This window comes from Burkholderia sp. Bp9090, from assembly GCF_003857985.1.
Classification (GTDB): domain Bacteria; phylum Pseudomonadota; class Gammaproteobacteria; order Burkholderiales; family Burkholderiaceae; genus Burkholderia.
In genome coordinates this window covers 21,235-43,371 of sequence record NZ_QTPV01000056.1, presented here as the reverse complement: position 1 = coordinate 43,371, position 22,137 = coordinate 21,235, and the positions used below count along the sequence as shown (strand labels likewise).

General features: G+C 66.3%; 19 protein-coding genes. 7 read left to right on the top strand and 12 right to left on the bottom strand.

From position 1 onward, the window contains the following. Window positions 1-317: 317 nt before the first annotated feature. Window positions 318-1,385: a porin gene (locus DIE16_RS32825; protein ID WP_124489384.1), complete on the top strand. Its 1,068-nt coding sequence runs from the start codon at window positions 318-320 to the stop codon at window positions 1,383-1,385. A 140-nt stretch (window positions 1,386-1,525) separates the two neighbouring features. Next, window positions 1,526-1,654: a hypothetical protein gene (locus DIE16_RS37375; RefSeq protein ID WP_260427357.1), complete on the top strand. Its 129-nt coding sequence runs from the start codon at window positions 1,526-1,528 to the stop codon at window positions 1,652-1,654. A 98-nt stretch (window positions 1,655-1,752) separates the two neighbouring features. Here DIE16_RS37375 and DIE16_RS32820 read toward each other — a convergent pair whose 3' ends face one another. The 4 genes from DIE16_RS32820 to DIE16_RS32805 form a co-directional block, all read right to left on the bottom strand. Further along, entirely contained in the window at window positions 1,753-2,577 is an 825-nt protein-coding gene (locus tag DIE16_RS32820) for an alpha/beta fold hydrolase (RefSeq protein ID WP_124489385.1), read from the bottom strand. A 320-nt stretch (window positions 2,578-2,897) separates the two neighbouring features. Continuing rightward, window positions 2,898-4,250 (bottom strand): TRAP transporter large permease, encoded by a 1,353-nt coding sequence (locus tag DIE16_RS32815; protein ID WP_124523853.1) that lies wholly within the window; start codon window positions 4,248-4,250, stop codon window positions 2,898-2,900. Window positions 4,251-4,254: 4 nt separating this feature from the next. Next, the gene (locus tag DIE16_RS32810) at window positions 4,255-4,833 is read right to left on the bottom strand and encodes a TRAP transporter small permease (protein ID WP_124894196.1); all 579 of its coding nucleotides are present in this window, start codon (window positions 4,831-4,833) and stop codon (window positions 4,255-4,257) included. Further along, window positions 4,830-5,816 carry a TRAP transporter substrate-binding protein gene (locus DIE16_RS32805; protein WP_124894195.1) on the bottom strand — a complete coding sequence of 329 codons (987 nt, stop codon included), beginning with the start codon at window positions 5,814-5,816 and terminating at the stop codon, window positions 4,830-4,832. Before DIE16_RS32805 ends, DIE16_RS32810 begins: the two co-directional genes overlap by 4 nt. Before the next feature lie 557 nt (window positions 5,817-6,373). Between DIE16_RS32805 and DIE16_RS32800 the strand changes: the two genes are divergently transcribed. Next, a complete protein-coding gene (locus DIE16_RS32800; RefSeq protein ID WP_124489389.1) occupies window positions 6,374-6,568 on the top strand; it encodes a hypothetical protein in 195 nt (64 codons plus the stop codon). A gap of 142 nt (window positions 6,569-6,710) precedes the next feature. Here the strand turns inward: DIE16_RS32800 and DIE16_RS32795 are convergent, their stop codons facing one another. The 3 genes from DIE16_RS32795 to DIE16_RS32785 form a co-directional block, all read right to left on the bottom strand. After that, complete coding sequence (locus tag DIE16_RS32795; protein ID WP_044847167.1) at window positions 6,711-7,391, bottom strand: GntR family transcriptional regulator; 681 nt, start codon at window positions 7,389-7,391, stop codon at window positions 6,711-6,713. A gap of 243 nt (window positions 7,392-7,634) precedes the next feature. Continuing rightward, window positions 7,635-8,342, bottom strand: coding sequence for a pirin family protein (locus tag DIE16_RS32790; RefSeq protein ID WP_124894194.1), 708 nt, complete (start codon window positions 8,340-8,342; stop codon window positions 7,635-7,637). Window positions 8,343-8,425: 83 nt separating this feature from the next. Then, entirely contained in the window at window positions 8,426-9,190 is a 765-nt protein-coding gene (locus DIE16_RS32785; protein WP_124894198.1) for an SDR family NAD(P)-dependent oxidoreductase, read from the bottom strand. 138 nt (window positions 9,191-9,328) lie between these two features. On the opposite strand from DIE16_RS32785, the gene DIE16_RS32780 reads away from it, so the two are divergent. After that, window positions 9,329-10,246, top strand: coding sequence for a LysR family transcriptional regulator (locus DIE16_RS32780; protein ID WP_124894193.1), 918 nt, complete (start codon window positions 9,329-9,331; stop codon window positions 10,244-10,246). A gap of 242 nt (window positions 10,247-10,488) precedes the next feature. Next, a complete protein-coding gene (locus tag DIE16_RS32775; protein ID WP_044847162.1) occupies window positions 10,489-11,412 on the top strand; it encodes a recombination-associated protein RdgC in 924 nt (307 codons plus the stop codon). Window positions 11,413-11,627: 215 nt separating this feature from the next. On the opposite strand, the gene DIE16_RS32770 is transcribed toward DIE16_RS32775, so the two are convergent. Further along, on the bottom strand, window positions 11,628-12,029 hold the full coding sequence (locus tag DIE16_RS32770; RefSeq protein WP_124489393.1) for a hypothetical protein: 402 nt from the start codon (window positions 12,027-12,029) through the stop codon (window positions 11,628-11,630). 459 nt (window positions 12,030-12,488) lie between these two features. Between DIE16_RS32770 and DIE16_RS32760 the strand changes: the two genes are divergently transcribed. Then, a complete protein-coding gene (locus DIE16_RS32760) occupies window positions 12,489-13,859 on the top strand; it encodes an MFS transporter (protein WP_124489394.1) in 1,371 nt (456 codons plus the stop codon). 157 nt (window positions 13,860-14,016) lie between these two features. Here the strand turns inward: DIE16_RS32760 and DIE16_RS32755 are convergent, their stop codons facing one another. Next, entirely contained in the window at window positions 14,017-16,776 is a 2,760-nt protein-coding gene (locus tag DIE16_RS32755) for a UPF0182 family protein (RefSeq protein WP_124894192.1), read from the bottom strand. Between the two features lie 365 nt (window positions 16,777-17,141). Continuing rightward, entirely contained in the window at window positions 17,142-18,521 is a 1,380-nt protein-coding gene (gene abaF, locus DIE16_RS32750) for a fosfomycin efflux MFS transporter AbaF (RefSeq protein ID WP_124668330.1), read from the bottom strand. Window positions 18,522-19,110: 589 nt separating this feature from the next. On the opposite strand from abaF, the gene DIE16_RS32745 reads away from it, so the two are divergent. After that, entirely contained in the window at window positions 19,111-20,052 is a 942-nt protein-coding gene (locus tag DIE16_RS32745) for a dihydrodipicolinate synthase family protein (RefSeq protein ID WP_124523839.1), read from the top strand. A 125-nt stretch (window positions 20,053-20,177) separates the two neighbouring features. On the opposite strand, the gene DIE16_RS32740 is transcribed toward DIE16_RS32745, so the two are convergent. Next, a complete protein-coding gene (locus DIE16_RS32740) occupies window positions 20,178-21,551 on the bottom strand; it encodes an MFS transporter (RefSeq protein WP_124894191.1) in 1,374 nt (457 codons plus the stop codon). A gap of 240 nt (window positions 21,552-21,791) precedes the next feature. Further along, on the bottom strand, window positions 21,792-22,133 hold the full coding sequence (locus tag DIE16_RS32735; RefSeq protein WP_124489399.1) for an NIPSNAP family protein: 342 nt from the start codon (window positions 22,131-22,133) through the stop codon (window positions 21,792-21,794). Window positions 22,134-22,137 lie beyond the last annotated feature (4 nt).

The window sequence follows — 22,137 nt, the reverse complement described above, 5'->3', positions numbered from 1 at the left end:
TGCGCTCGCTCGCGAAGGGCGAGGCGATCACGCAGGACACGTCCACGCTCGAGAACCCGGCGATCCTCGAGCAGCTCAACCGGTCGCTCTGAATGACGCGGCCGGCACCGGCCGCACCCGACACTGTCGACACACGCGCGTTCGGGCGCCCATCCCCGCCCTGAACGCGTCGCACGCGGCCGCCACCCGGCCGCGCACGTGCGTCCCGCCGCGCCCCACCCTGCGTGCGCGGCTCATGCGACGGAAACCGCCACGCGGGCATCCGCCGCATCCCCTTGTTCGATGCATCGACGTACAACAACACTGGAGACACCTCAATGAAAAGCAGAATCGTGATCGGTTGCGCGGCGCTGGCAGGCGCGCTGGCCAGCAGCAGCGGCTTCGCGCAGAGCAGCGTGACGCTGTACGGCAACCTCGACGCCGCGTTGCTGTACACCAGCAAGACACGCGACGCGGCCACCGGCGCGAACGCCGGCCATCAGTTCGCGATGACCGACACCGGCATGACGCCGACGACGTTCGGGATGACCGGCACCGAGGATCTCGGCGGCGGCCTCAAGGCGAAATTCCAGCTCGAGAGCGGCTTCGCCGTCACCAACGGCGCTTTCGCGCATTCGAACGGCAACTTCTTCGGCCGCCAGGCGTGGGTCGGGCTCGACGGCGGGTTCGGCACGGTCAAGGCCGGCGTGCAGTATTCGCCGTTCCTGCTCGCGATCTTCGATTCGGATCCGCGCAGCTTCTCGCACTTCGGCAGCGGGCTGATCAACTACGTCGACAACGTGCTGGTGACGGGCCTGTTCAACCCGAACGCCGTGTCGTACACGAGCCCGACGATCGCCGGCCTCACCGGCAGCGCGATGTTCGCGTTCGGCGGCAAGGCCGGCGACTTCCAGGCCGGCCGCCAGTATTCGGCGAGCCTCAAGTACGAGCACGACGGCTTCATGATCGACGCCGCGTTCTACGACGGCAACGACGGCACCAACCCGACGCCGACGCCGAGCACCGTCGCGTTCGTCGGGCGCACGATCGGCGCCGCCTACCGCTTCGGCCCGGTCACCGCGAAGGCGTCGTTCACGAGCTACAAGGTCGGCGGCTCGTTCAGCAACAACGTGTACGGCGGCGGCCTCGACTATCAGGCGACGCCGGCCGTCGACCTGAACGGCGGCGTCTGGTTCACCAGCGATCGCAACGACACGGCCAATCACTCGCTGCTCGCGGCGATCGGCACGACCTACAGCCTGTCGAAGGCGACCGCGCTGTACGCGCAGGTCGCGATGGTCAACAACCACGGTGCGATGAACACCGGGCTGGGGATCACCAACGCGCTTTACGCGGTCACCGGCACGACCGTCGGCGCGAACCTCGGGATCCGCCACATGTTCTGATGCACGGGCGGTGGCGGCTGCATCGAACCACCGCCCCGATGCATTCGCACTCCGAATCGTTTTTCGCCGATGCCGGCCTGCGGCGATGCATCCGGTTTCGGCGCGACTTCCGTTGCGGGCGGATGCACATGCGGATGCACATGCGAAGCTCCACCCGCCCGTCACCGTGCGTCGCGAGCCGTGCGGAGGCGCAGGACCTGATCCGCCGCGGTGCCGACGCGGGCCGCGTGCGCGACCGCCAGTTCACGCCGGTCGGCGAACGCGCATGACGCGGTAACGTCGCATTGCCGCGGCCACGTCGCAACGCAAGTCGGTGCGTCGTCACGCGATGCCGCGCGGCGCCCGCCGCCGGCATCGCGTGCGGCGTTCAGCCCGCCGCGAGCTGCTGCTCGTCGAACCAGTCGAGCAGCATCCGCGTGACGAACGCGGGGTTCTCCAGGTTCGAGATATGGCCGGCGTCCGGCACCAGCGCATGGCGGCAGCCGATCACGCTCGCCATCTTCACCGTCTCCGACGGCGGGCGCGCCATGTCGCCCGCGCCGCACATCAGCAGCGTGCGTTCGGCATCCAGCCCGGCGAGTGCGGCGAGCGTATCCGGCCGCCCGAAGATCAGCCGGCCGAGCGGGACGATCGATTCCCGCAGCCGGTCGGCCGGCAGGTTCGCGAGCGCCGCGCGAAAGGCGCGCGGCACCGGGTCGGCCAGGTTCACGTCCGGCCGGAAGAACAGCGGCACGATCGCATCGAGCAGCGGCGGCGCGATGCAGCCGGCGGCGGCGATCGCATCGAGCATCCCGAAGTAGCGCAGCCGCGTCGCGTCGGGTTCGGCCTCGAGCGACGCATCCATCAGCACGAGCGAGCGCACGCGCTGCGGTTCGCGCAACGCGAGCCGCGCGCCCCACATCCCGCCGACGCTCAGCCCCACGACCGCGCACTGCCCGATCTCCAGCGCATCGAGCAACGCGCTCGCGTGCGCGGCGAGATCGTCGAGCGTCTGCGTGCCGGCAGGCAGCGGGCCCGATGCGCCATGTCCCCACAGGTCCGGCACGATCACGCGATACCGGCTCGACAATGCGTCGATCTGCGGCGCCCACATCGCGGCATCCCACAGATAGCTGTGCCCGAACAGCACCGGAAATCCGGTGCCGTGATCCTGGTAATGCAGGGTGCTGCCATGAACGATGTGTGCGGGCATGTCGTCTCCGGATGTCAATGCGGTGGGCGGTGAGCGGCGGCCCGGCAACGGGCGCCGCGATCCGCGGCGTTCTGCGACGAACGCGAAGCGGCGAATCATCGCACAGGTTGCCGCCGTTGCGGGTGACTGCCGCGCATGCCGCGACGCAGCGCATCGCGCACTTGCGCCGTGCGGCCGGCACGACGCCGATCGCGCGACGCGGCCGACGCCGGTGCGGCCGCCGCGATGGCGCGCCACGCCGCGCGTGAAGCAACCGCTGACGTGACTGCGGCGCCGGACGACCTCGGATCGTCCGGCGCCGCGACGGGCGAAACGCGCGCTCAGAACACCGCGTGCCCGCTGATGAGGCTCGGCAGCCAGGTGGAGAAGAACGGCATGTACGTGACGATGTTGATCGCACTGAAGATCGCGAGGTAATACGGCCACGCCATCTTCGTCGTCTCGCCGATCGACACGTTGCCGATCGCGCAGCCGACGAACTGCACCGAGCCGATCGGCGGGTGCACGAGGCCGAGCGAGCAGTTCAGCAGCAGCATGATGCCGAACTGCACCGGCCCGACGCCGCATGCCATCGCGATCGGCAGGAACAGCGGCGTCGTGATCAGGATGTGCGCGGCCATGTCGACGAACGTGCCGAGGAACACCTGGATGATGTTGATGTACAGCAGCATCAGCCACGGCGCGGCGGTCGACTGCTTGAGCAGCCCTTCGATCGCATCCGGAATCTCCAGGTACGACATCTGGAAGCGCAGCATGTTGGACACGGCGATCAGCAGCAGCACGACGCCCGTCGTGCGCGCCGCATGCGACAGCGCGCGCCGCAGCTTCCCGGCCGTCAGCGTCCGGTAGACGAGCGCGGTCAGCACGAGCGAGTACACGACGGCGATCGCGGCGGCTTCGGTCGCGGTCGCGATCCCCTTCGCGACACACACGAGGATGATCGCGATCACCATCAGGCCCGGCACCGCGCCGACGAAGCTGCGCAGCACCGCATACCAGCCCGGGAACGACGGCAGCGCCGACGAACCGTCCTCGCGGCGCGGATAGCCGTGGCGCACGGCCTGCCAGTATGCGGCCGCGAGCACGAAGCCCATCACCCACAGCACCGGCAGGAGGCCGGAGAACAGCAGGTCGCCGATCGACACGCCACTCACCGGCTGGCCGTGCAGCATGCCCGTGATCCCCTGCGCGGCGAACGCGTAGATGATCATGTTGGTCGACGTCGGCATCAGCGCGCCGGCGAGCGACGCGTGGGTCGTCACGTTGACCGCGTAAGCCGCGCTGTAGCCTTCGCGCTTCATCAGCGGAATCACCACGCCGCCCATCGCGGAGGTATCGGCCGTCGGCGAACCCGACACGCCGCCGAACAGCGTGCACGCGACGACGTTGGCCATCCCGAGGCCGCCGCGGAAATGGCCGACGGTGGCCTGCGCGAAGCGCAGGATCCGGTCCGCGATGCCGCCGTGCAGCATCAGCTCGCCGGAGAAGATGAAGAACGGCACCGCGAGGAACGAGAACGCGTTCATCCCCGAGATCATCGCCTGCATCGCGGTCGCGATCGGCAGCCCTTCGACCAGGTAGGTCAGCACGCAGGAAATGCCGAGCGCGAACGAGACCGGTACGCCGAGCACGAGGAAAACCAGAAAACTGACGGACAGGATCGCGAGTTCCATGGCGTTATTGTCCCGACGAAGAACGACGAAGCGCGAGCAGGTGCTCGAGCGAGAAGAGGATGATGGCGATCGCCGCGGGAATCGTGATCAGGTAGCGCACGCCTTCGGGCAACCCGATGATCGGAATGCGGTCGCCCATCGTCTCCGCGGCCATGCTGCCGCAGCCGACCATGATCGCGATCGCGAACGCGATCAGGCTCAGGTGCTGGATCGCGATCACCGCGGTGCGCGGGCCCGGCGACAGGCGCCGCACGAGCGAGTCGAGGCCGATGTGGCCGCCGTCGCGCACCTTCATCGCCGCGCCGAACATCGCGATCACGATCACCAGCAGCAGCGCGATCGGCTCGACGAAGTCGGGCGCGTTCTCGAACGCGTAGCGCATCACGACCGCGTAGAACACCAGCACCGTGAGCGCCGCGAGACACAGCGACGCGACCACGGCCAGCGCGCGGAACAGCAGGTCGTTCACGCAGCGCAGGCGCGGCGCCGCCGCATGCGGCCGGCACGGCGCCGCACCGTCCGCGGCAGCCGCGTCCGATGCGCCCACGGCCGCCGCGCCGTTCAGGGAAGCGCGACGGGTCACTTGGTGGCCTCGATCTCGTCGACGATCTGCTTCATCTGCGGCGTCTTCTCGTACTTCGCCCACAGCGGCTGCATTGCCTTCACGAATGCCGCGCGGTCGACCTGCGCGGCCGGCAGGATCTTCGCGCCGCCCTTCGTCACCGTCTGCTGCGCCGATGCCTCGCGCGCGGTCCACAGCTTCTGGTAGTACGGCACCGAATCGGCCGCGGCCTTCCTGATCGCGGCCTGTTCCTGCGGCGACAGCGTGTCCCAGATCTTCTTCGAGAACACCAGCACTTCCGGCGTCATCGCGTGCTGCGTCTCCGAGTAGTCGGGCGCCACCTCGAAGTGCTTGGTTTCCTCGTACGACGGCAGGTTGTTTTCCGCCGCATCGACGAGGCCCGTCTTCAGGCCCGTGTAGACCTCGGCGAACGGCATCGGCGTCGGCGTGCCGCCCATCGCCTTGATCTCGTCGACCATCAGGTCCGATGGTTGCACGCGCACCTTCAGCCCCTTCATGTCGGCCGGCGTGCGCACCGGGCGCTTCGCGTAGATCGAGCGCGCGCCGCTCTCGTAGAACGTCAGCGCGATCATCCCCTTCGCCGCGAACGCGTCGAGGATCTTCTGGCCGGCCGGGCCGTACATCGCCTTGCGGAAATGGTCGACGTCGCGGAACAGGAACGGGAACGACGGGATCAGCGACTCCGGCACGATCTCGTTGAACGACGCGCCGTTCACGCGCGCCATGTCGATCGCGCCGATCCGCACCTGGTCGACCGTGTCCTTCTCGGAGCCGAGCGCGCTGTTGCCGAACACCTTGATCGAGTCCTTGCCGCCCGTCAGCTTCGACAGCTCGTCGCCCATGTACTTGACCGCCATGTTGGTCGGGAAGCTGTCGCCGTGCACGTCCGCCGAGCGGAACACGCGGGCCTGCGCGGACACCGCGAAGCCGGCCATCAGCGCGACGGCCAGGGCGGTACGGGAGCGGGTGAATCGGTGCGTCATCGTCAGTCTCCTTGATGGTTGTTCGTCGTCTGGCGGCGATCCGGGCGGCTTCCGTATCAGTCGGGGCACGGCCTTCACCGAATCGCAGTCATACGTTGTATGACGTGTGGGAGCGAATGTACGTCGGTTAATCGTTTAACTCACTTGGTGCATACCCTATAGGCGCATCTGTAGCGGGTTTTCGGCAAGGCGAAGGGAAAAGCCTTCTCAGTTCAGCGCGTAGCTGGCGAAACGTTTTCCGGAAATGAGGCTGCGTTTGAGCCGGCGCGGTGACGTGTCGTTTTCCGGAGCCGGATGCTCTCTTTCGTTTCTATTTCTACAGTCATAGGATGACTGACTGCCGCCGGCGACGGCCGACTCGACGTGGCCGCCGTCGTTGTAATGAGGACGTGACGACGCCGATGCCCCGCGGTCATGCGGGGCGTCGCGTCATCGTTGCCGGCGTGCCTGCTCACGCGTGCTGGCGGCACCGCGCGTCGACCACGGCGCATGCCGTCGCGGCAGGCACGCGCGATGCGCGCTTGCCGCGACATCGGAAACACGCAAGGAGGTGTGCGATGCAGACGACCAGAACGCCGGCGGGACAGCGTCAGGACACGCCGTTGAATCCGGGCGACGAAGGGCCGCCCGATGCGCCGGGCGTCGGCGAGGATCTATGCGGCGTGTGTCGCGGCACCGGGATGGTCGAAGGACAGCCATGCGCGGTGTGCGGAGGGACGGGTAAGGTACTGCAGGGGATCGGCGGCGGCTAGACGGTCAAACGGAAGCGATGCGTGCAGGCCGCCTTCGGCGCCGTGCGGCGCCCGGACAGGCCACGGATCGAATGCGACCGCGCTACAACGCCGCGATTGACCGGAATCGGGTATCCGCGCGGCGCGCGGCGCGTGAAAGACCTCAACGCCCGAGCCGCCGGTCCCGCAGAAACGCATTCAACTCGCCACCCGCATGCTCGATGTGGCGCTTGAGCAGCGACGCCGCCGCGCGCGCATCGCCCTTGCGGCACAGCGCGACGAGCTCCGCGTGCTCGGATTCGGCCACGTCGCGCGCGGCCTCGGACAGCGACAGCTGCACGCGCGTGTAGCGGTCGGTCTGCTGCAGCAGCGACGCGACGATCGCCGCCGTCTTCGGCTGGTCGGCGCGCGACAGCAGCAGATGATGCAGTTCGGTGTTCAGTTCGCCCCAGCGGCCGGACTGGCTCGCGTGCAGCACTGCGCTGTATTCGTCGAGGATCGCATCGAGCCGCGCGAAATCCTCGGCGGTCAGCTTCGGAATCGACTTTTTCAGCAGCACGGGCTCCAGCAGCGCGCGCAATTCGAACAGTTCGGTGATGTCCTCCGGCGACAGCTCCGACACGATCGCGCCCTTGTGCGGCAGGATCTTCACGAGCCCTTCGCTCTCGAGCTGCACGAGCGCTTCGCGCAGCGGGATCCGGCTGATGCCGAGCTCGGTCGCCAGCGCATCCTGGCGAAGCTGGTAGCCGTCGACGTATTCCCCCGTCAGGATGCGGCGGCGCAGTTCATTGGCTGCGGCTTCGGCGCGCGTGGCGTAGACAAGAGCGGGGCGTTTCTCGTTCATGTTGCGGTTCGGACTGGGGATGGCGGTCAGGCAAGCGCCGACGCGGCGCTGGATATTGCATACTTTCTACGATATTAGCAGAGCGGCCTTGCAGGCGAGCGTCGGCGGTCGCCGCCACCGGCGACGTCGGCATCGACGTCCGGTGTTCCCGCAATACGGCCACCCGACGCTCACCGGCGCGCTTTCTCGAAGTCGGCACGGCAATGAACCAGGCTGCGGCCGCGCGCTGATCGAGCACTCGCCCTAGCATAAGCGCTCGACGATCACGACGTCCGTGTCGTCCCGCGCCCGCAACATGAGCCACGTTTCATCGCGAACGGCAACGCCATCGCGTCGTGCCAGCCTGATCGGCCCTACGTCCAGCCGGCCATGATCGACAACCAGATAAGCGGAACCGGGCATCGGCAACGCGTGCCGCAACGCAGTGCCTTCACGCAGTGTCGCGATACGCACGCGTGCATCGGCATGAATGGGCAACGCGCCGGCGCGGACATCCTCCGGATCGCCGCTCGCCAGCGTCACGAATCGGCCCTCGCGACATCCGGGCGAACAGACTCGCGTCGCACAGCGCGGTGTACCGGCAGGTGTGCGCGGCCGCAGCCGGATCTGGAAGTGCCGCGCGGGCATATTCTCGTCGTTGCGCTCGGCGTGATGGATCGCCGTGCCGGCACTCGTCACGTGGACGGAATCGGCGACCAGACGCACGCGATTGCCCGCGTCGTCTTCATGCGTGATGGCGCCCGACCGCACCCACGTGACGATCTCGACGTCGCGGTGGGCATGCGGGCCGAGGCCCGAGTGCGGCGCGAATTCGACGTCGCTCAACATGTAGAGCGGACCGAGCGGCGCATCGTCGGCGCGCCGGGATTCGCCGATGCGGAAATGCTGGCGAATGTCGACACGGCCGCACCGGATTGCGCCAAGCACAAGAAAAGGCCGATGTTCAATCATGACGGAGCCCGGTTCGAGTACGCCGGGCGCGGATCGCGATCGTCGCAGACGGCGTCTTCCGCACCCGCGCGCCGTGGCTGCACTCAGATCTGCTGCTGGCCGCCATCGACAAACAATTCGATGCCGTTCACGAAGCTCGCGTCGTCCGAGGCCAGGAACAGCGCCGCGCTCGCGATCTCGCCAGGCTCGCCGAGGCGCCCCATCGGGATCTGGGCAGCCAGATAATCGGCGAGGCCCTGGCGCTGCGCGGCATCGTCGCCGGCGAGATCGAGCAGGCCAGGCGTGCGGGTCGCGCCCGGGCTGATCGTGTTCACGCGGATGCCGCGTTCCTTGAGATCGAGAATCCAGCTGCGTGCAAAGGCCCGCACCGCTGCCTTCGAAGCCGAATACACGCTGAACGCCGCGGTGCCCGCGCTGCCCGCCGTCGAGCCGGTGAGAATCACCGAGGCACGCTCGGCAAGCAGCGGCAGCGCTTTTTGTACCGTGAACAGCACGCCCTTCACGTTGCGCTCGAAAGTGTCGTCGTAGTGTGCTTCGGTGATGCTGCCAAGCGGCAGCATCGAACCGCCGCCGGCGTTCACGAACAGCACGTCGAGGCGGCCCTGTTCTTCGTTGATCTGCGCATACAGCGCGTCGAGCTCATCGAGCTTGGTGGAATCCGAACGTACGCCGGTCGCCTTGCCGCCGGCTTCGCGAATGCCCTTCACGGCGGCATCGAGTTCGGCCTGTCGGCGGCCCGTGAGATAGACGTGCGCACCTTCGGCCGCGAAGCGCTGGGCGGTGGCGAGACCGATGCCGCTGGTTGCGCCGGTGACGAGTGCAATCTTGTTGTCGAGTTTGCGTGCCATGGTATTGCTCCTTTCGTTGGATCGGTGTGGGTTGCGTTGCATCGCGTACTGCGATGTGAGGAGAATATCGACGGCCTGATCATTTCGAAATAGAATTGATTGCAAACAAACGTTGCAGAAATGCAAAGATGAGGGAAGATGGCTCAACTACCCGATTTCGAGGGGCTCGCGATGTTCGCGAAGGTGGCCGAACACGGTTCGTTTGCCGCCGCGGCGCGCGCGACCGGCGTGTCGGTCGCGACCGTCTCGCGCGGCGTGGCCCGCCTGGAGGACCGGCTGGGCGCGCGGCTGTTCAATCGCACGTCGCGTCAGCTCTCGCTCACCGAGTTCGGCCGCACGATCAGCGAGAAAGCCGGCGAGATCTATCGCCAGGCCGAGGAGGCGGAAAGCTCGGCACGTGAAATGTCGGTGCGGCCACGCGGGCTGGTGCGTCTGGCCGTGCCGATGTCGTACGGGCTGCGCTGGGTCGCGCCGCTGCTGCCGGGCTTCTTTCGCGCGTATCCGGAAGTGTCGATCGACCTGCATCTGTCGGATGCGTCGGTCGATCTGGTCGCCGACGGGTTCGACGCCGCGCTGCGGATCGCCGCGCTTCCGGATTCGTCGCTGGTCGCGCGGCGGCTGTGCGCGGTGACGCAATTCGTGGTGGCGTCGCCGGAATATCTGACGCGTGAAGGACGGCCCGCCCATCCGCGCGAACTCGCGGATCGTCCTTGTCTCTCGTACGCGTACCGCGCGCGTAGCGCCGTATGGCGCTTCACGAACGACGCAGGCGAAGAAGAGCCGGTGATGCCGGCGGGCCCGCTGCGCGTGACGAACGCCGATGCGCTGTTGCCCACGCTGCTCGCCGGACTGGCGATTGCCGAACTGCCCGAGTTCATCGCCGGCGATTACCTGGCTGACGGCCGTCTCGAAGCGATCCTGACCGACTGGTCGCTGACGAAGGGCGGCATTTACTTCGTCACGCCCTCGGCGCGCGCGCGGCCCGCGAAAGTCGCGGTGCTGTCGGATTATCTTGCCGAGCACCTTTCCGAGCCGACCTGGCGATGGCCGAAATGATGCGTCGGCGCGGTTGATCGGCCGGCGTTTCGTCATTGCATTCATGCAATGACGGTGTGGCGCGAAGCACCGGATACGATGGCCGCGGCACACGCATTCTCGGCGGCGCAATCCGCTTGAAGCGATGCCGACGAAAGGCCGCTCGAGCTATCGAAGCGGCCTGCCGATGTTGCGTCCCGACCGGCGCTTCTGGCCGGTAGACGTCACCGTCATATAGAATGACGCGCTTTGCCCGCACGCCTATGTGGTTCAAGAATCTTCAGCTTCATCGTCTTCCGGCACCGTGGGCCGTTACCCCCGATCAGATGGAAGCATGGCTCGCGCCCCACGCGTTTCAGCCGGGCACCAGCGTCGAGATGCAGCGCTCGGGATGGGCGTCGCCGCGTGACGACGGCGCGCTCGTGTATTCGATCAACCGGCAGATGCTGCTGACGTTTCGCGCCGAAAAGAAGCTGCTCCCGGCGTCGGTCGTCAATCAGGTGACCAAGGCCCGGGCGCTCGAGGTCGAGGAGCAGCAGGGTTTCAAGGTCGGGCGAAAACAGCTGCGCGAACTCAAGGAGCAGGTGACCGACGAACTGCTGCCGCGCGCGTTCACCATTCGCCGCGATACCCGCGTGTGGATCGATACGGTGAACGGCTGGCTCGTCATCGATGCGGCCGCACAGGCACTTGCCGACGACGTTCGCGGCCTGCTCGTCAAATCGATCGATCAATTGCCGCTCGCCGGCGTCCAGGTGGCGCTGTCGCCGGTCGCCGCGATGACGGACTGGCTGCTGTCCGGCGAGGCGCCGGGCGGATTCACCGTGGATCAGGACGCCGAGCTGCGCTCGAGCGGCGAAGGTGGCGCCACGGTGCGATACGTCGGCCACGCGCTGGAGGCGAACGACATGCGCCGGCACATCGAGGCCGGCAAACAATGCATGCGCCTCGCGATGACCTGGAATGACCGGATCTCCTTCGTGCTGACGCCGTCGCTGACGATCAAGCGTGTCACGCCGCTCGACGTGATCAAGGAGGCGTCGGATCCCACCGCGCAGAACGACGACGAACGCTTCGACTCGGATGTCACGCTGATGACGGGTGAATTGGCGCGGATGTTGACCGATCTCGTCGATATCCTGGGTGGCGAGCGGCAAGACTCGGTTCAAATCGCGGCAGCAGCCTGAACCTCGTCGGCTGTCGAGGATCGTCGCCGCGCTACGGCGCTACGGCGCTACGGCGCTACGGCGCGACGGCGCGGCTTCGCGCTGACGCGACCTGTCGGGGAGGACCGTCGCCGCTCTGGCGGCGGGCGGGGTGCGGCTGCGCGCCGGCGAAGCGCCGCCGCACCGTGGAGCCTCTTGCCGCTCGGCCCGGCGGGTTCGAAAAGTCAGCGGACGAGCTATCCGAACACCCGGGCCCATACCGCCCGAAGGCGTCGCGCGCGGTCTTCGAACAGATATGAGGCTGCCAGCGTCAAGAGACCTGAAATCGCACCCGTCACGATGTGCTCGACATAGGGGATACGGTAGTGACTCGTGTGCGAGTAGGCGTCGCCCAACGTCGTCAGGACGCCGACGATCACCGCATTGCCGTATCGATGCGCGTAGAGTTTCGCCGCGGGCGTGAAAGTCAGCAGTACAGCCAGGAGTCCGGTAAACAGACCGGTATGAAATGCAATCGACCAGTGGGCGAGGCTCATGATGTTGCCCCAGCTCCCCGGCATGCAGGTCATGCACGCACTGGTCGGCTGCCAGAAGCGCTGGATGAACAGTCTGACGCGCTGCTTCCACTCGGTTGACATGACGCACTCCCCTCAATGCCGTCGTCACGGCCGACGCCACCATACGTATCGTTGAAGCAGCTTCCAAATCCTTTGACGAGCCTGCCGCCCTCGTCGCGGACGGGTTGGCTATGCGCCGTGGAGGCCGAGCCATAACCTGGACATTAGGAATACTACTCCACGATTCCACGGCCGCCGATTCGACCGGCACCGCGCCGGGCCTTCTCACGAAACCGGGAATCGCTGCGGATCGCGTACTGCAAATGCGCGCATCTTCAATCGACGGAAATCACCGAGCCATCGTGCAACCGCGCGTTCATCGACATGCATGCGCGCGCGAGTGGTTGATCTGGCTATATATCAGGACTTCTTATTGAAAGTCTTGAGCGCCCTGCAATCCATTCGTGGCCTGCGCTTGCTGAAACCTGTCGCCGGGCGTATGGTTTATTTCTCTATCGCCCTTTTCCGGGAGATACCAAAATGGCTGCCATGCAATCCGCGGCCACGCCCCTCTCCGACGAGGAAGCCCGGCGCCAGTTGCGCCGCGCCGTCATCGCCAGCACGATTGGCACCACGATCGAATGGTATGACTTTTTCCTCTACAGCACGGTCACCGGCCTGGTCTTCGCAAAGCTGTATTTCCCCCAATCCCATCCACTCGTCGGCACGCTTCAGGCGTTCCTGATCTATGCCGTCGGCTTCGTCGCGCGGCCGGTCGGCGCGGCGATCTTCGGCCACTACGGCGATCGCATCGGCCGCAAGGCCACGCTGATCGTGACCCTGTTGCTGATGGGGCTCGCGACGTTCGCCGTGGCCTTCGTTCCGACCTACGCGACGATCGGCATCTGGGGCGCCGTTCTCCTCACGGTGCTGCGCTTCATCCAGGGCGTCGGCGTCGGCGGCGAATGGGGCGGCTCGGTCCTGATGTCGATGGAGTGGGCGCGCACCAATGCGCATCGCGGCTTCGTCGCGTCGTGGCCCCAGTTCGGCGTGCCGGCAGGATTGTTCCTCGCCAACCTCGCCGTGCTGGCCATGAGCTGGTTGTCCGGCAGCAGTTTTCTCACGTGGGGCTGGCGCGTGCCGTTTGTCCTCAGCATCCTGCTGGTCGCGATCGGGCTTTATATCCGCCTGAACATTCTCGAGACGCCGATCTTCGCGAAACTGCTGGCCGAGCGCCGGATCGAGAAGGCGCCGATGCTCGAAGTGCTGCGCAAGCAGCCGAGGGATATCGTGCTGTCGGCGTTTGCGCGAATGGCCGAACAGGCGCCGTTCTATATCTTCACGGCGTTCGTGTTCACTTACGGGATCACGGCACTGGGCGTCACGCGAGAGCTGCTGCTGACGGCGGTGCTGGTGGCGTCCGTGGTCGAATTCGTCACCATTCCGCTGTTCGGCCACGTGTCGGATCTGATCGGGCGGCGACGGATGTACATGATCGGTGCGGTTTCCGTCGGTGTATTCGGATTCCTCTACTTCGCGATGGTCGACAGCCGGAATCCGGCGTGGATCTTCGCGGCCATCGTGCTGTCGCTGGTCCCGCATTCGATGATGTACGGACCGCAGGCGGCATTGATCGCCGAGTCGTTTACCGGGCGGTTGCGGTATAGCGGTGCGTCGATGGGTTATCAGCTCGCTTCGGTCATTGCAGGCGGCCCGGCACCGCTGATCGCGACCGCGCTGTTTGCCTACTACCATTCGGGGTATGCGATCGCGGTGTACGTGCTGATATGTGCGGTGCTGAGCCTGGTCGCCGCATCGAAGCTCGGCGACTACACGAACAAGGATATTTCGCGGGAATACGACGACGCGCGAAGTCTGGAGGATCATGGGCACGCGCCGCCGCTGACCTGACGGGTTGGCCGGTTCGCTCGATGCATGGGACGACGAGCCGGCTGCCGGCCCGCTTTCCGCGCCCGGTCCCGATTCAAGCCAACGTGTGCGCCCGGAACGACACGACAACTGCTTGACCGCGGTCGATCACGCCCACGCCCGCTCAGCCGCGCCTCACTCACTGTTTGTGATCCGCGCGAGCGGCGCCCAGCGCTTCGAGCAACGGTCGAAGCGCATCGAGTTCCGCGCCGAAGCCGGCCCAATCCCCCGCCTTCAGCCGCTCGATCGCACGATCGTAATGGGCCAGCGCATCGCGGGCGCGCGTATCCGCCGCGCCGCCGGCCGGCGCTGCCACCGGCCCCGGCCTCGTCTCCTTGAAGAGCGCCGCGAGCGCCTCGCTCAGGTTTTCCTCCATCACGACGCGATCGCCATAGGCCGCGATCACCCGTTTCAACTCGGGCAACTGGCCGGACGACGCGCGCAGATAGAGCGGCGACACGTAGAGAATCGAGTGCTCGATCGGAACGACCACGAGATGTCCGCGGATCACGCGCGAGCCCATCTGGTTCCACAGCGAGATCTGCTGCGAGATTTCCGTGCTCTGCTGGATGCGCGCCTCGATCTGGTACGGCCCGTAGATCAGCTTTTCCTTGGGGAACGCGTAGACGATCAGCTTGCCGTACCCGGGCGGATCGCAACGCGCGGCCAGCCACGCGATCATGTTCTCGCGCTGGCTCGGCACCATCGGCAGCATGAGCACGAAGCCGGCCTGCGCATCGCCGGGCAGCCGCATGATCGTGTAGTACGGCGCCATCTGCCGGTTCGCGGCGTCGCCCCCATCGATATCGCCGAGCGCACGAGGAAACTGCCAGAGGTCCTCGCGGTTATAGAACACTTCCGGTGCATCCATGTGATAAGCGCGGTAGAGGTTCGCCTGGATCAGGAACAGATCCTCGGGGTAGCGGATGTGCCGTTGAAGGTCCTGCGGCATCGCGTCGAGCGGCTTGAACATGCCCGGGAAGATGCGCGCGTAAGTCCGCACCAGCGGATCGGAAGGATCGCTGACGTAGAAGTCGACCGTGCCGTTGTACGCGTCGACCACCACCTTGACCGCGTTGCGAATGTAGTTGGCACCATCGCCAGTGCCGGGCGGCGCATACGGAAACCACTGGCTGGTCGTATAGGCGTCCTGCATCCAGAACAGGCGTCCGTTGCTTGCCACGACATAGGGGTCGTGGTCGAGCGCGAGAAACGGTGCAATCGTGCGGATCCGGTCCCGGATGTTGCGGTGAAAGAGGATCCTGCTCTCGTTCGTGATGTAGTGCGTCAGCAGGATGTTGGGATCGCCGAACTGCCATGCGAACAGGCTGCGCCGCACCGCGCCGCCGATCGCGACACCGTCGCGCCCGCTGTACGACGTGTAGACGTTGCTGTCCCCCTTCGGGTAGTCGAATTCGGGCACGCTGCCCTTCACGATCACATAGCCCTGCCCGCCTTCGCCGAAGTAGATGCGCGGTTCGTCGATCGCCGGTCCGCCATCGGCGACGGGCGGAATGTCGCGCAGATAGAGCGACGGCAAGCCTTCTGTCGATTTCTCCGTGACCGGCGACATCACGATGCCGTTGCCGTGGGTGAACAGCAGATGCAGGTTCACCCAGGTTCGGGCGTTCTCCGGCAGCATCGACTGCTCCAGTTCGCGCGCCGACAGCATGACCTGCCGGTAGCCGGAGTCGAGACGGTAGCGATCGATATCCACGGAAAAGAACTTGTAGTAAGTCCTGATCTCCTGCAACTGCGCATAGGTATCCATCAGCGGCTGCACATCCCACAGGCGGATATTGTCGACGGTCGCGCGATTGGCCTGCAGCGACGCGATGTTCAGGCCCTGCTCGGCCGCGAACGGCTTGACCTCGATCCGCGCGAGACCGTAAGCCTGCCTCGTCAACGCGATGTTGTGCTGGATATAGGGCGTCTCGAGTTGCAGTTCGCTCGGCTTGACGTAGAAGCGCTGGAACAGCGCGGGATAGACGATGCCGAGCGCGAACGAAGTGCCGAACACGAGCAGCATCGCGGCGGCCGGCAACCGATAGCCGGGCCGGCGCAGGTTGACCAGCATCGCAACGGCCGACGCAACGGCGAGGCCGACGAGCAGCCACAGCACCGGCAGCATCACGTGGATATCCGTATAACCGGCGCCGACCACGACCCCGTTGTTGTCGTAGAGCAGCAGAAAGCGTTCGAGCCACCAGGACCAGGCTTTCAGCAGGAAGAACAGTGCCAGTAGCGCCGACCCGTGAACCGCGGCGGCCGACGAAAGCCCCTTCGGCGGGCGGAGCATGATGTCGCCACGCAGCCAGTAGACGCCGCCCGCGACGATCGCGCAGCACACGACCACTTGCAGCAGCAGGTTCTTCAGCACGATCCAGACGGGCAGCGCGAACAGATAGAAACCGATGTCCTTGCCGAAGATCGGATCGCGCGCGCCGAACGGCACCCGATGCAGGAAGCGAAGCGCAACATCCCAGCTCGACATCGCACCGGCGGCGATCGCAAGCCCGAGAATGACGGCACCCGCGGCAATGACCGCGCGCCAGGGAATGCGCGACGCGACCTCCCCCGCCAGCGCCCGCAGGACATCCTCCGCACGCGTCGACGAAGCGTCCGCTACCTGCCAGACATCGACGGGCCTGGCATGACGATGCGCGAGCCACCCCGACGCGCCGATCGCGGCCGCCGACACGGCGAACACCGCGGCGAACAGCAGCACCCTCGCGGACAGGATCGTCCAGAAGACGTCGGCATAGCCGATCGACGCGAACCAGAGCCAGTCGACCAGGAGACCGGTGACGCGCCCGACGACGATCAGGCAGGCGACGACGATCGCAGCCGCGATCCCGTAGCGTCTCAGGCGTGGGACGGACGTTGCTTGCGAGCGCATCGAGGCTCCTTTGCCGGGCCGTCATGGGTGGCCGGCCGCGGCCGGACCTGGCGTGCCGCCGATCCGGCAGCGAGCATCGCGGCCGGCCGCATGTCTGAATGCTACGCCCGTTGTCGACGCGTCGCCATCCGACGGCATGCGCGACATCACCGGGAACGAGCGAACGCAGTGCAGTGCGCTACGGCAGATTCGCCCCCCCTCGACCAGCACCCGTCGATGGCCGCTGCCGGGCGCAATCAGTGACGACCGTAGTGAACCGAACGCCGGCCGTCTTCCCCGCGCTCCCCGGACATCCTCGATGAAGCACAAAAAAGCCACCCTCGCGGGTGGCTTCCGTGCGTGCAATCAGTCGTCGATCACCCGCCTCACACGTGCGTGCGCCGACTCGCTTCCGCATCGACCTCGCGCAGCGACTTGCCGCGCGTTTCCTTCGCAAGCCCGACGCACACGATCGAGATCAGCGCGGCCGCGACGAGATACAACGCGATCGGCGTCGACGAGTGATAGCGCTCGAGCAGCGACAGCCCGATCAGCGGCGCAAGCGAGCCGGCCATCAGCGGCGCGACCTGGTAGCACAGCGACAGCGCGGTATAGCGCACGTTGGTCGGGAACATCTCGGTCATCAGCGCCGAATACGGCGAGTACGTCATCGATTCGATGAACAGGCCGAGCACGATCGCGGCCATGATGATCCAGTCGTTGCCAGTATCCATCATCGGGAACGCGACGAAGCCCCAGCCGGCGGTCAGCACGGCGCCCGTCAGATACACGGGCTTGCGCCCGACGAGATCCGACATCAGCCCCATCAGCGGGATGAAGAAGAAGTGAATCGCGTTGGCGGCGAACATCAGCTTCAGGATCCGCGTGGTGTCGAAGCCGACGACCAGCTTCAGGTAAGTCAGCGAGAACGTGACGACCATGTAATACAGGATGTTCTCGGCGAACCGCGCGCCGATGCCGATCAGCACCTGCCGCCAGTGATACTTGAGCACGTGGCCCACGCCGAGCTGCTTTTCCTGCTTCTGCGCGCGGCGCGCCTGCGCTTCCTTGAAGATCGGCGCATCGTCGACCTTGCGGCGAATCCAGAAACCGATCAGCACGACCACCGCCGAGAACCAGAACGCCGCGCGCCAGCCCCACGCCAGGAAGTCGGCCTCGGACAGCGAGCTCGACAGCACCAGCAGGATGATCGTCGCGACGAGGTTGCCGGCCGGCACGCCGGCCTGCGGCCAGCTGGCCCAGAAGCCGCGGCGGTTGTCCGGGCTGTGTTCGCTGACCAGCAGGATCGCGCCGCCCCACTCGCCGCCGAACGCGAAGCCCTGGATCAGGCGCAGCGACACCAGCAGCACCGGCGCCCAGTAGCCGATCGCATCGAAGGTCGGCAGACACCCCATCAGGAAGGTCGTGACGCCGACCACGATCAGGCTCACCTGCAGCAGATACTTGCGGCCGAACTTGTCGCCGTAGTAGCCGAACACCAGCCCGCCGATCGGGCGCGCGGCGAATCCCACCGCATACAGCGCGAACGCGGCGAGCAGGCCGTCGATCGGGTTGCCGGTCTTCTTGAAGAAGTGCGTGCCGAACACCAGCGCCGACGCCGTTCCATACAGGAAGAACTCGTACCACTCCGCCACCGAGCCGACCATCGACGCCGCGACGACCCGCTTCAATTCCCGCTTCGACGCCGTGTCCCGCACGGCTGCTGCACTACCAGGCGAGACTGCCTCGCCGACCTGACTTGTCATCTCCGTATCTCCTCTCGTTGTCTTCCATTTCCCTTGGCGGGGCGGGTTCGCGCGTAAGCACGCCGAAAGATTTTATACAATATCCAATACACAATCCACGCAATCTCAAAAAGGTTTCGGCAGAAATGCGACATGCGGGGCGGCATCTGGCCGTCAGGTTCCGAGCCTGCGAGCGCGATGGTTCTGATCGGAGGAAAGTACGGCAGCGGCTTGCAGACGGGACGCCGATCATGGCTCACGGGCCGACGGACGAGGCATGGCGTGAATTTTCCGGCGTCGACGGGATCGTCCGTCGCCCCCGCCCAAAGCCGCTGCGGCGCGGTTCGCCACCCTCCCCGCGGCTCCGGCACGACGACCTTCGTCATGCCCTTTTTATTTTATATTGTATAAAATATTCGAACTGGCTAGAATGACTTCCGTCGATGGCTGACTCTCGGGCGAAACCGGAGGCAACGTTTCGGCACCGAGGCAAACAAGAGGCGGCCAGCCGCCGTCCGGATCGCATGCAGCACCGACGAGACGGCGAGCGCGCGTACAGCCCAGGTTGCCAGCAATGGCAGTTGACCCTATCTGAATGTGAGGAAACGAGATGAGCGACAACATTTTTACCGGCACCATTCCGGCCCTGATGACGCCGTGCACCGCTGACCGTCAGCCGGATTTCGACGCGCTGGTGAAGAAGGGCAAGGAACTGATTGCACTCGGCATGCGCGCGGTGGTGTACTGCGGCTCGATGGGCGACTGGCCGCTGCTGACCGAAGCGCAGCGCCAGGAAGGCGTCGCGCGCCTGGTCGAAGCCGGCGTCCCGACGATCGTCGGCACCGGCGCGGTGAACTCGAAGGAAGCCGTGTCGCACGCCGCGCATGCCGCGAAGGTCGGCGCGCACGGCCTGATGGTGATCCCGCGCGTGCTGTCGCGCGGCGCATCGCCGGCGGCCCAGAAGGCGCACTTCGCCGCGATCCTGAACGCCGCGCCGAACCTGCCGGCCGTGATCTACAACAGCCCGTACTACGGCTTCGCGACCCGCGCCGACCTGTTCTTCGAACTGCGTCGCCAGCACCCGAACCTGATCGGCTTCAAGGAATTCGGCGGCGCCGCCGACATGCGCTACGCAGCCGAGAACATCACGTCGCAGGACGACAGCGTCACGCTGATGGCCGGCGTCGACACGCAGGTCTTCCACGGCTTCGTGAACTGCGGCGCCGCAGGCGCGATCACCGGTATCGGCAACGCGCTGCCGCGTGAAGTGCTGCAACTGGTCGACCTGTGCAAGAAGGCCGCGCAAGGCGACGCAGTGGCGCGCGTGCGTGCGAAGGAACTGGAAGCGGCGCTGGCCGTGCTGTCGTCGTTCGACGAAGGCTGCGATCTGGTCCTGTTCTACAAGCACCTGATGGTGCTGAACGGCGACAAGGAATACACGCTGCACTTCAACGAAACCGACGCCCTGAGCGACGCGCAGCGCAACTACGCGGAAGCGCAGTACACGCTGTTCCGCAACTGGTATGCGAACTGGTCGAAGAGCATCGCGTAAGCGCGTTCGCACGCAACCGTTCGATACGCAGCCATGAAACGGCTGCGTGACGAAAACAAAAAGCCACGGAACCCTCCGTGGCTTTTTTCATTCGCGCTCTGCGCTGCAATCGCGCACCTGCCGGATCAGTGCTGCTGCACGGCCGCCCCGCTCGCGCGCTCCTGTTCCGTGATCTCCGTGCGGCAATGGCCGATCATGTACAACGCACCGGCCGCGGCGAGCGCCGGCACCGCCAGCAGGCTGAACACGTCGCCGAAGTGCCAGCCGAGCCCCATCAGCATCGCGCCGGCGAATGCGCCGGCCACGCCGCCGATTCGTCCGATGCCGAGCATCCATGCCACGCCCGTCGCGCGGCAGCGCGTCGGATACAGGCTCGCCGCATAGGCCGACATCGACGTCACCGCGCTCGTCACCACGGTGCCGCACAGGAAAATCAGCGTGCCGAGCCATGCGGCATGCCCGATCGTGCGGCTCGCCACGAGCACCAGCAGCGCCGCCACGACATACGCGCAGACGATCGTCCGGTTCGGATTGAAGCGGTCCATCAACCATCCGGCGCCGAGGTTGCCGAGCACGCCGCCGAGCGGGAACAACGACGTCATCAGCGCGCCGCCTTCGGCGCTGAAACCGGCGTCGCGAAGCAGCGTCGGCATCCAGTTGGTCAGCAGGTAATAGATCAGCAGTCCCATGAAATAGGCCGCCCACAGCATCAGCGTGCGCGAACGGAACTGCGCGGATACGACCTGTGCGAGCGCGGACGCCCCGCCCGTTTGCGCTCGCGCGCCGGCGGCCACGAACGTGCAGTCGTCGAAGCGCTCGCGCGGTGCGATCCGCGCGAGGATGCGCGCGATGCGCGCATGCGTGCCCGGTCGCGCCGCGAGATACTGCGCGGACTCGGGCAGCAGCATCACGAGCGCGACCGCCAGCGCGAGCGGCCCGATGCCGCCCGCGGTCAGCACGCTTTGCCAGCCGAACTGCGGAATCAGCCACGCGGACGTGACGCCGCCCACCGCGAGCCCGCACGAGAAACCGCAGAACATCGCGTTGACGGCCACACCGCGGATCCGGGCGGGCGCGTACTCCGACATCAGCGTGACGGCATTCGGCATCGCCGCGCCCAGGCCGAGCCCGGTCAGGAAGCGGAATGCAGTCAACGCTTCGATCGACTGCGCATGTGCGGACACCATGCTCCACGCGCCGAAGCACACAACCGACAGCACGAGCACGGTCTTGCGGCCGAGCCTGTCCGCGCACGGGCCGGCGGCGAGTGCGCCGATGCCGAGCCCGGCCAGCGCCGCGCTCATCACCGGGCCGAGCGCGCTGCGCGCGATGCCCCAGTCGTGCGTCAGCGCGGGCGCGATGAAGCCGATCGCGGCCGTGTCGTAGCCGTCGGCGGCCACGACCAGGAAGCACAGGATCAGGATCAGCCACTGACAGGGGGAAAAGCGCTCGGCGTCGATGAACGACTGCACGTCGAGCGTACGCGGGGGGGTTTTCATCGTATGTCTCCTTCGGTCCGGTCGCACGACGGTGCCGATGCACCGCCCGCGCGCGGACCTGTTCATGGTCATGGTTTCGTCGTGAACCCGGCGCCCTTGCAGGCCGGCGATCGCGACGCGGCAGCCCGTGGCGACCAACCGCATCGCGCATGGCCGGCCGATGCCGTCCGCGCCGCCCGTGACGATCGCCCCGCGCGCGGGGTGTCGTCCGTGTCGGGTCCGGGTTTCATCGTCATCGGCTCAGCGCGTCAGGTACGCGAGGCTCGGGAACTCGACGCGGCGGATGATGCGGCTCTCCTGCGCGACGATCAGGTGGCCGGACGCCTGCAGATACGCGGGCCAGTCCGGATCGGCATCGCGCGCGGTGCGCCGCGCGTCGTAGTCGGCGATGCTGTCGTAGCCCCACAGATGGACGACCTGGTTCAACGCGCCGATGTCGCTCATGTAGAAGCCGACGGGCGCGCCGAGATACTTGACCTGGATCGGCATCGCGAGCCGGTCGAAGATCTCGATGAACTCCGCCATGCCGCGCGGGCGGATCGTATAGATGCGATGGTCGATGAAGGATTTAGCGGTAGTCATGGTC